8 protein-coding genes and 1 pseudogene are annotated in these 8,875 nt (G+C 65.7%); 5 read left to right on the forward strand and 4 right to left on the reverse strand.

Annotated elements, in window-relative coordinates; genetic code table 11:
• Positions 1-82 precede the first annotated feature (82 nt).
• A complete protein-coding gene (locus AC1D2K_RS04910; RefSeq protein WP_478086748.1) occupies positions 83-580 on the forward strand; it encodes a MarR family winged helix-turn-helix transcriptional regulator in 498 nt (165 codons plus the stop codon).
• Positions 581-649: 69 nt separating this feature from the next.
• Here AC1D2K_RS04910 and AC1D2K_RS04915 read toward each other — a convergent pair whose 3' ends face one another.
• Complete coding sequence (locus AC1D2K_RS04915; protein ID WP_478086750.1) at positions 650-1,558, reverse strand: LysR family transcriptional regulator; 909 nt, start codon at positions 1,556-1,558, stop codon at positions 650-652.
• A gap of 145 nt (positions 1,559-1,703) precedes the next feature.
• On the opposite strand from AC1D2K_RS04915, the gene AC1D2K_RS04920 reads away from it, so the two are divergent.
• The 4 genes from AC1D2K_RS04920 to AC1D2K_RS04935 all read left to right on the forward strand — a co-directional run bounded on the left by AC1D2K_RS04920 (position 1,704) and on the right by AC1D2K_RS04935 (position 7,045).
• Positions 1,704-2,678: a Bug family tripartite tricarboxylate transporter substrate binding protein gene (locus AC1D2K_RS04920; protein WP_478086751.1), complete on the forward strand. Its 975-nt coding sequence runs from the start codon at positions 1,704-1,706 to the stop codon at positions 2,676-2,678.
• Positions 2,679-3,914 (forward strand): CaiB/BaiF CoA transferase family protein, encoded by a 1,236-nt coding sequence (locus tag AC1D2K_RS04925; RefSeq protein WP_478086753.1) that lies wholly within the window; start codon positions 2,679-2,681, stop codon positions 3,912-3,914. It abuts the gene before it with no gap.
• Positions 3,915-3,961: 47 nt separating this feature from the next.
• The gene (locus tag AC1D2K_RS04930) at positions 3,962-5,746 is read left to right on the forward strand and encodes an acyl-CoA dehydrogenase family protein (protein WP_478086755.1); all 1,785 of its coding nucleotides are present in this window, start codon (positions 3,962-3,964) and stop codon (positions 5,744-5,746) included.
• Between the two features lie 120 nt (positions 5,747-5,866).
• Complete coding sequence (locus tag AC1D2K_RS04935; RefSeq protein WP_478086757.1) at positions 5,867-7,045, forward strand: ABC transporter substrate-binding protein; 1,179 nt, start codon at positions 5,867-5,869, stop codon at positions 7,043-7,045.
• 131 nt (positions 7,046-7,176) lie between these two features.
• Here AC1D2K_RS04935 and AC1D2K_RS04940 read toward each other — a convergent pair whose 3' ends face one another.
• The 3 genes and pseudogenes from AC1D2K_RS04940 to AC1D2K_RS04950 form a co-directional block, all read right to left on the reverse strand.
• The gene (locus tag AC1D2K_RS04940) at positions 7,177-7,995 is read right to left on the reverse strand and encodes an SDR family oxidoreductase (RefSeq protein ID WP_478086759.1); all 819 of its coding nucleotides are present in this window, start codon (positions 7,993-7,995) and stop codon (positions 7,177-7,179) included.
• A 46-nt stretch (positions 7,996-8,041) separates the two neighbouring features.
• Positions 8,042-8,578, reverse strand: coding sequence for an aromatic-ring-hydroxylating dioxygenase subunit beta (locus AC1D2K_RS04945; protein ID WP_478086761.1), 537 nt, complete (start codon positions 8,576-8,578; stop codon positions 8,042-8,044).
• Positions 8,565-8,875 (reverse strand): annotated as a pseudogene (locus tag AC1D2K_RS04950) (ribosomal subunit interface protein); the annotation flags it as partial. The pseudogene AC1D2K_RS04950 and the gene AC1D2K_RS04945, both read right to left, overlap by 14 nt.

An 8,875-nucleotide genomic window follows, 5' to 3' on the forward strand; every position in this document is an offset into this window, starting at 1 on the left:
TGAAACTACCAATGGATTCCATCCATGTAGTTATGTCTGGTAACCAAAAGGAAGCGGTGCGGCTCGGGGGAGAATGGAGGGCATGGCAACTCAGAAGAACGCGCCCGAAGATCGAACGCCTTTCGGGCTTCTTCGCGAAGCAGGCATCCATCACGTCGTCGGCTACCAGGTCGCGCAGGCATCCATTGCAACGATGCGAATCTTCGAGAGGCGGGTCGGCAGTGGTTTCAAGCTGCGCCCCGTGGAATTCACGATCCTGGCGTTGGTCGATGAAAACCCGGGTTTGTCCGCCAAACAGTTGTCCGAGGCGCTGGCGATCGCCCCGCCGAACATGGCGGTCTGGATCGAGAAGCTCGAGCGTCGCGGCCTGATCGAACGTGAGCGCAGCACCATGGATCGCCGCGCGCAGCACATACGTGCCACCGCTGCGGGGGAACAACTGTCGCGCGAATCGGTGCGCACCGTCCTTTCGGAGGAGCGCAAGGCGCTGGCAACCCTCAGCCCGGCCGAGTGGGCCATGCTGGTCGAGCTTCTGCACAAGGTCGCTCTCTGCCGTGAGGGCGCCGCCCCCGTCTCGTGAGGGACCTCCCCGATGTCACGGTGCCGCTTCGCGCTTCCGGTCGGCGCTTCTCGCCCCTCCAGCAGGCATTCAGCCTCGGGCGGCTGCGTCCCCCACCGACTCTTCGCGCGGCGTCAGCGCTTCCAGTAGCGAATGCACCAGGGCCGAGGGATCGCCCTCGCGCCAGATGCCGCGCAACTCGGACGGCTGCTCCGATTGGGCCAGCGGCCGGAAGCACAGGTTCGGCAACACCATGGTCTGCAACGACGAGGGCACCAGCGACACGCCGAACTTGCGGGCCACCAGTGCGGCCACCGAGAGCATGTGCCGCACCTCGTGGCGGATGTTGGGCGTGAACCCCGCACGCAGGCACATGGCGACGATCTTGTCGTGGAATTCCGGAGAGAACGGACGCGAGAACAGCACGAAATCCTCGTTCCGGAGTTCCTGCAGACGGATGTCGGCACGGGCCGCCAGCGGATGGTCTGCCGGCAGCACGCACACGAAACTCTGCCTGTCGAGCACGCGCGAGGCGATGCCGCCGGGCAAGGTGCGGGAATGGATGATGCCGAGGTCGATCTTCCGATGCTGGAGCGCGTCCACCTGCTCGAAGCTGTTGAGTTCGTGAATGACCACTTGCACGCCAGGCCGCGCCAAGCCAAAGCTTCGAGTCACCTCGGTCAGCCGCGTCAGCAGGGCCGAGCCGACGAAGCCCACGTGGATCGAGCCGGATTCGCCGCGCGCGATGCGCCCGGCCGAGGCCTGCGCTTCCCGCGTGAGCGAGAGGATCTTGAGCGCCTCCTGGTACATCACCTGACCGGCCGGGGTCAGCGCGACTTCGCGCGTGCTGCGGCGCAGGAGTTCGAAGCCCAGCGAGTCCTCCAGCTTGGCGATATTGAAGCTCAAGGGCGGCTGCGTGATGGACAAGCGCTGCGCTGCACGGCCGAAGTGAAGTTCCTCGGCCACTGCCACGAAATAGCGAAGCTGTCTCAGGTCCATGGGTGCTCGATTTATCCAATCCGTGGATCAATGGGGCGAAAAAATGTATTGGACCAGAAAAATCGGCGCGGCAAGAATTTCGACCAGCGCGCCGATCGGCACTCCCGAAGCATGGCGCGCAGCAGACCCATAAAAGGAGACAAACTTGAAAACCAGGATCGTCGCAGCCTGCGCCGCCCTTGCGGCCTCGGCACTCGCTGCCACTGCAGCGCATGCACAGGACTACCCGAACAAGCCCATCCGCGTCATCGTCCCGTACGCGGCGGGCGGCATGACCGACGTCGTGGCCCGCGTCATCGGCCAGAAGCTGGGCGAGCGACTGGGCCAGCCGGTCGTGGTGGAAAACAAGCCGGGCGCGGCCACCATCATCGGCGCCGAGGCCGTTGCCGGCGCCAAGCCCGATGGCTATACCCTGCTGGCCGCCACCAACACCACGCTCACCATCAACGGATGGCTCTACCCCAACCTGCGCTACGACCCCGTCAAGGCCTTTGCGCCGATCGCGCTGGTGGCTGCGGCGCCGAGCGTGATCGTGGTCCATCCCGGGGTCAAGGCGAAGACGCTCGACGAGCTCGTCAAGCTTGGCGCCACCAAGGCCGGGGACCTGAGCTACGCCTCCTACGGCAATGGCTCGAGCGCCCATCTGGCCGGCGAAATGCTCAGGACGCGAACCCGGATGGAAGTGCTGCACGTGCCCTACAAGGGCAGCGCGCCCGCCAAGGCCGCGGTGATGGCCGGCGAGGTCTCCATGACCTTCGAGCCGGCCTTCACCGGCGTGCCGCAGATCAACGGAGGGCAGCTGCGCGCCCTGGCCGTCATGAGCGGCAAGCGTTCGGCCGCCCTGCCCGAGGTGCCCAGCGTGGCGGAGCTTGGCTATCCGGGCATGGAAATGTCCGCCTGGGTCGGCCTGGTGGCGCCCGCGGGCACGCCGCCCGCCATCGTCGCGAAGCTGGCGACCGAAATCGAGAAGGTGCTCGCGCAGCCCGAAGTGCAAAAGCAATTGCTGAGCAACGGCGCCGAACCCGTCGGCTACTACCAGGATGCCTTCGCGGCCTACATGCGCGAAGAAAGCGCGCGCTACGGCAAGGTGATCGCCGACGCGCACATCAAGGCGGACTGAATGCAGGCACAGACGATCAAGCCGCTGTCGCACGTCCGGGTGCTCGACCTCTCCCGCGTACTCGCCGGCCCCTGGTGCACGCAGAATCTCGCCGACCTCGGCGCCGAGGTCATCAAGGTCGAGCGGCCCGGCGTGGGCGACGAGACGCGCGGCTGGGGACCTCCATGGCTGCCTTCGGGCGACCATCCGGAGCGCCAGGATTCGGCCTACTACGCATCGACGAATCGCGGCAAGAAGTCGATCACGGTCGACCTGGCAAGCCGCGAAGGCCAGGACATCATCCGGCGCCTGGCCGCCACCTGCGACGTGCTGGTGGAGAACTACAAGGTCGGGACACTGGCGYGCTACGGGCTGGCCTATGACGATCTCAGGGAATCCCATCCCGGATTGATCTATTGCTCCGTCACCGGCTTCGGCCAGACCGGCCCCTACAGCCACCGGCCGGGCTACGACTTCGTGTTCCAGGGCATGGGCGGCCTCATGAGCATCACCGGCGAGCGCGACGACCTGCCCGGCGGCGGGCCGCAGAAAGTGGGCATCGCGGTCGCCGACGTCACGACCGGCATGTACGCGAGCCTGGCGATCACGGCTGCGCTGGCCTGGCGCGAACGCAGCGGCCGCGGCCAGCACATCGACATGGCGCTGCTCGACTGCGCGATGGCCTTCAACAGCAACCAGGCCGTGAATTACCTGGTGTCCGGCCGGATGCCGCGACGCTACGGCAACGCCCATCCCAATGCCGTGCCCTACCAGGTGTTCGCCAGCAGCGACGGCCAGATCGTGGTGGCGGTCGGCAACGACGGCCAGTTCGCGTCCTACTGCCACGCCATCGGCCGGCCCGAGCTGAGCGCAGACCCGCGTTTCGCGAAGGTCTCGGGCCGTCTCGTCAAYCGCGACCAGCTCCTGCCCCAACTCGGCGACATCATGCGCAGCGACACCACGGCCCACTGGCTGGAACGCCTCGAAGCCGCCGGCGTGCCTTGCGGACCGATCAACGACTTCGGCCAGGCTTTCGAAGACCGGCAGGTGCGCGAGCGCGGCATCCGCGTCGACATCCCGCTGTCCAGCGGCGGCACCTTTCCCGCCGTCGCCAGTCCGATGCGTTTTTCAGAGACCCCGATCGACTACCGCGTCGGCCCGCCCGAACTGGGCGAGCACACCGAGGTGGTGCTCGGCGATGCGTTGGGCCTGTCGACCGATCAGATCGAACGCCTGCGCACCGCCGGCGTGATCTGAGGCCGCGCTCCGCCGGCCGCTCTTCCCTTCCTGATCTCGAGGTGACCATGTCCTTCAAACCGAACTACTCCGAATACGTACGCCCTCGTCCCGCCACGTCGAACCAGAGCTCGCAGCATCTCGCACCGGACTGCGCAGGGCTGGATTTCTACGCGATGGACCGGGGCCTTCAGGACCTGCTGGCGCTGTACCTTCCAGCCGACCAGCGCCGGCAGTTGCAACCGCATTTCGAGCGCATGGGCCAGCTGGCCGGGGGACGCCTGAACGCGCTGGCCACGGTGGCCGACAAGAATCCGCCCGTGCTGCATGCGCGAACGCGCTGGGGCGAGGACGAGGACTGGATCGACTACCACCCGGCCTACCAGGAGATGGAACACATCGCCTTCGGCGATTTCCAGTTCCACGCCATGGGCCATCGCGCCGGCGTGCTCGGCTGCAGCGAGCCGCTGCCTGCGCTGGCCAAGTACGCCTTCCAGTATCTGTTCGTCCAGTCCGAGTTCGGCCAGATGTGCCCCATCAGCGTGACGGACACCTCCATCCACCTGATCCGCAAGTACGGCAGCGCCGAACTCCAGCAAAAACTCCTGCCGCGGATGCTCAGCGACGACATGGAGACGCTGTGGAAGGGCACGCAGTTCATGACCGAGAAGGCAGGCGGCTCCGACGTCGGCGCGGTCGAGACGGTGGCCCGGGAGATCGATGGCCGATGGCACCTGTTCGGCGAGAAATGGTTCTCCTCGCACACCGACGCCGACATCGCCCTCATCCTTGCGCGTCCCGAAGGCGCGCCCGCCGGCACCAAGGGCCTGGCGCTGTTCGCGATGCCGCGACGGCTGGAAGACGGYAGCCGCAATACCTACCGCATCGTGCGGCTCAAGGACAAACTGGGCACCCGTTCGATGGCCAGCGGCGAGCTGCGGCTCGATGGCGCCTTCGCCTACCCCGTCGGCGCGCTCGACCAGGGCCTCAAGCAGATGATGGAGCAGGTCAATCTCTCGCGTCTGTCGCACGCGGTGCGTGCTGCGGCCATGATGCGGCGCTGCCTGAACGAGGCGATGCAGGCCGCCCGCCACCGTTCGGCCTTCGGCAGCCCCGTCATCGCCTATCCGCTGCTGCGCCGGCAACTGCTCAAGCTGATGCTGCCGACCGAAGCAGCGCTGTCGATGGTCATGGCCACCGCCGACGTGATGCACAAGGCCAACCTGGGCGATGCCACGGCGCGCGACGCGCTGCGGCTGCTCACGCCGCTCATCAAGTTCCGCGCCTGTCGCGACAACATCGTGGTGGCGACAGGCGCCATGGAAGTGCGCGGCGGCAACGGCTACATCGAGGATTTCGTCAATGCGCGCCTGGTGCGCGACGCCCATATCGGCGTGCTGTGGGAAGGCACCAGCAACATCAACGCGCTCGACGCCATCCAGCGCGCGGTGCGCAAGAACGGCGCCCAGAACGCGCTCAGGAGCATCCTGGCCGCGCGCCTGGAACAAGGCACGGCCATCCCGGCGCGCCTGCGCCAGACGCTGCAGACCAGCCTGGACCGCGCGATCGCGCTGGCCGAATCGGTGGCGGCGAATGCCCGGCATGAAGGCGACGTGCGCCGCGCCGCGAGCGGCCTGTACTACGCCTGCGCGGCCATCCTGCTGGCCTGGGAAGGTGCACAGCCGGGCGTCGACGCTCGCCGCCTGCTGCTGGCCGATGCCCTCGTGCGCACGCGCCTGGCCCCGCGCGATCCGCTGGCAGGCCCCGATGAGGAGGGCGAGCATGCGGGCGACGCCCTGCTGCTCCAGGCCGACGCGCCCGGGCCGGAGGAGGTGGCCGCGCTCTTCATCTGAAGCCTTTCTGATCGCCAGAAACGGACAAATCCACAGCGCTTCACCGTCGTTTGCGGATATCTGTGCGGGGCGCCCATCCCTAGACTGCCAAGCATCCTCGCCCCTCTTTGGAGAACAGTCATGATGCTCGCCCCCGCCCTCCGCCTCACAATGCTCTGCGGGCTTTTCGCATGCGCGTCGGCCTCGCACTCGGCCGAAAAGATCAAAATCGGATTTCTCACGACACTGTCGGGCCCCGGCGCGGCAGCGGGCCAGGAGGTGCGCGACGGCTTCGCGCTCGGCGTCAAGCTGAACGGCGGCAATCTGGGTGGCTTGCCGGTCGAGATGACGGTGGTCGACGACCAGCAGAACCCGGAAAGCGCCCGCCAGTCCGTCGAGCGCTTCCTCAAGCGCGACAAGGTCGACCTGGTGACCGGCGTTGTCTATTCCAACGTGCTCCTGCCCGTTCTCCCGGGCATTCTGGCCAACGACACGGTCTACCTCAGCACCAACACCGGGCCGGCAGACTACGCGGGCGCCAAGTGCAACCGGAACTTCTTTGCCATCGCCTGGCAGAACGAGGACATTCCCCAAGCGATGGGTCGATTCGCCGCCTCGAAAGGCTACAAGCGCGTCGCCATGATCGCCCCGAACTATCCCGGCGGCCGAGAGTCACTGGGCGGATTCAAGCGCCAGTACAAGGGCGAGATCGTGGAGGAGATCTATACGAAGCTCAACCAACTCGACTACGCCGCCGAGTTGGCGACGCTGAAAGCTTCGAAGCCCGACGCCGTGTTCTTCTTCCTCCCGGGTGGGCAGGGCGTCAACTTCATCAAACAGTTCGACGCCGCAGGCCTGTCGAAGGATGTCGCTCTGCTGGCGCCCGGCTTCTCGGCGGACGAAGACACGATCAAGGGCATCGGCGATCCGATCGTCGGGCTCTTCAACGCGTCGCAATGGGCGGCCGATCTGCCCAACCCGGCCAACCAGAAGTTCGTCGCCGAGTTCCAGAAGGCGTACGGCCGAACCCCCACGATGTACGCTTCGCAGGCCTTCGATACCGCGATGCTCGTCAACAGCGCCGTAAGCGCTGTCAAGGGGAAGATCGAGGACCGCGACGCCTTCAGGGCTGCGCTGCGCAAGGCCGACTTCGCTTCCGTGCGCGGCCCCTTCGCGTTCAACACCAATCAGTATCCGATCCACAACATCTACATGCGAGTGGTGCAGAAGGACGCTGCAGGCAAGATCGGCAACAAGCTGGTGGGCACGGCGCTCACTCAGCACTCAGACCCGTTCGCAGGCGAGTGCTCGATCAAGTGATGGAACCGGGAACGCGCCTGGCAACGAGCAACGGCCTCCCGACGCCGCGCGTACGCCTCTCTGTCGCGATGATCCTCGCGACGGGACCGCGAATGCCAAGGCCTTGACCTGCGACGCTTGACTAGACGTTGCTACTCCACCGAAGGGCCCAACCGCTCGAACCAGACCCGCGGCGAAACGCCACGGTCCGGCCCCAGGATGGAGAAGCCGCCATCCACAGGCACGTCGACGCCCGTCATCCATGAGGCCTCCGCACTGGCGAGAAACGCCACCACGCGGGCGACTTCGACGCCCCGGCCGACGCGACCCAAGGGATGGAAATGTGCGCCGACCGCGTCCGCAGTCTCGATGGAGCCGGCACTCATGCGTTCGACCGACGGCGACCAGGTCCACGCCGGCGACACGGAAAGGACTCGAATTCCGCGCGGCGCCAACGTCACCGCGAAGTTCTTCGTGATCTGGATCAAAGCGGCCTTTGAAGCCGGGTAGATCGCACGGCCGTCGGCGCCGAACTTTCCGCCTGTGCTGGTGATGTTGACCACGGCGCTTCCAGGCGCCATGTGTTCCGCCGCTTTCTGCGTGAAGATCGCGGCCGACACCAGGTTGACGCCGAGCGTGCGATGCCATTGCTCACGGTTCGACGCAAGACCGTCGTCGTCGTAGCTGCAGGCGTTGTTGACCAGCAAGTCGAGACGCCCGAAGCGCGCAAGGACCGCTCCGATGCAACGATCGATTGCCTGGTCGTCCGTGATATCGACTTCCATGAAGATCGCACCATCTCCGATCGAAGTCGCCACGGCCGTGCCGGCCTCCCTGCCGCGCCCGAGCACGTACACGGTAGCGCCGTCCGCGGCAAGTCCCCGCGCAATATCGGCACCCAGGCCCTGTGTGGCGCCGGTCACGATGGCGACCCGACCCTTCAGTCGACCGCTCTCGCAAGCCGCGTTCATGATTGCAGTCCTTGCATGCGACGCTGCCTGATGGAACGCTTGGCGATCAAATGAAAACCTCCAGATTGCCGAACACGGCGTCACAGTTCACGAGGTCAACGCGCTTGAGCACGATCTTCCAGCCGCCTTCGGGCGAGGCAGCCAACTTGTGGAACACCGCACCAGCGAGCTGGCGCTGCTCCAGGCGCCAATCGGTCAACTGGAAGCTCGATCGAACAATGAGGTGGCCATCCGCATCGAGGCCTTCGATCGTCACGCCCCCCACCACATGCGCACTGCGCGTCACCGGCTGTTGCGACCAGTTGCGCGCGTTTTCCAGGCGGCGCACCCTGACTTCGCGCAACATCCGGTCCTCCCAGAAAAGAGAAACGGTCTCGAAGGGGTCGGCCTGTCCGTGGAAGCGCGGCACCCAATAGCGGCCGTCGTCGGTCCACAGACCCAACCATTCCGAAAATTGGCGATCGTCAAGCAGACGGGCCTCGCGAAACACAAAGTCCTCGATGATGCGGCGCGCTTCGACCGACAGGGAAGCTTGCGACACAGGCGCCGTAGAGACATCGAAGCGGCGATCAAGCAGTTGCACAGCCAGCCTCCTTGTCCTGCCGCAGCAGATGAACAGGTTTGGATGGTGTGGTCAGCATGTACTTCTTCCAGGTGGCGAACTGATTTCGCATCGGCAATTCGCTTGTTCCGTTGGTGGAAACCATGCCGTCGTCGGTGGACTTGTCCGTTCCAAGGTAGCGATGCAAGCTGACCCATTCGCCTCCACGCGTCATGTTGCCCTGCTGGCAGCGACGATAGACCTCCACGTCATCAGGCATCACATTGGACGACGGCGAGTTGATCACGTTGGCGTAGGTCAGCGCACGATCGAACACCT

The sequence above is a fragment of the Variovorax sp. P1_H12_2 genome (genome assembly GCF_056405335.1).

Excerpts from the sequence above, each read along its gene's own strand:
- AC1D2K_RS04910 (WP_478086748.1), top strand. The coding sequence starts at position 83 with ATGGCAACTCAGAAGAACGCGCCCGAAGATCGAACGCCTTTCGGGCTT.
- AC1D2K_RS04915 (WP_478086750.1), bottom strand. The coding sequence starts at position 1,558 with ATGGACCTGAGACAGCTTCGCTATTTCGTGGCAGTGGCCGAGGAACTT.
- AC1D2K_RS04940 (WP_478086759.1), bottom strand. The coding sequence starts at position 7,995 with ATGAACGCGGCTTGCGAGAGCGGTCGACTGAAGGGTCGGGTCGCCATC.
- AC1D2K_RS04935 (WP_478086757.1), top strand. The coding sequence starts at position 5,867 with ATGATGCTCGCCCCCGCCCTCCGCCTCACAATGCTCTGCGGGCTTTTC.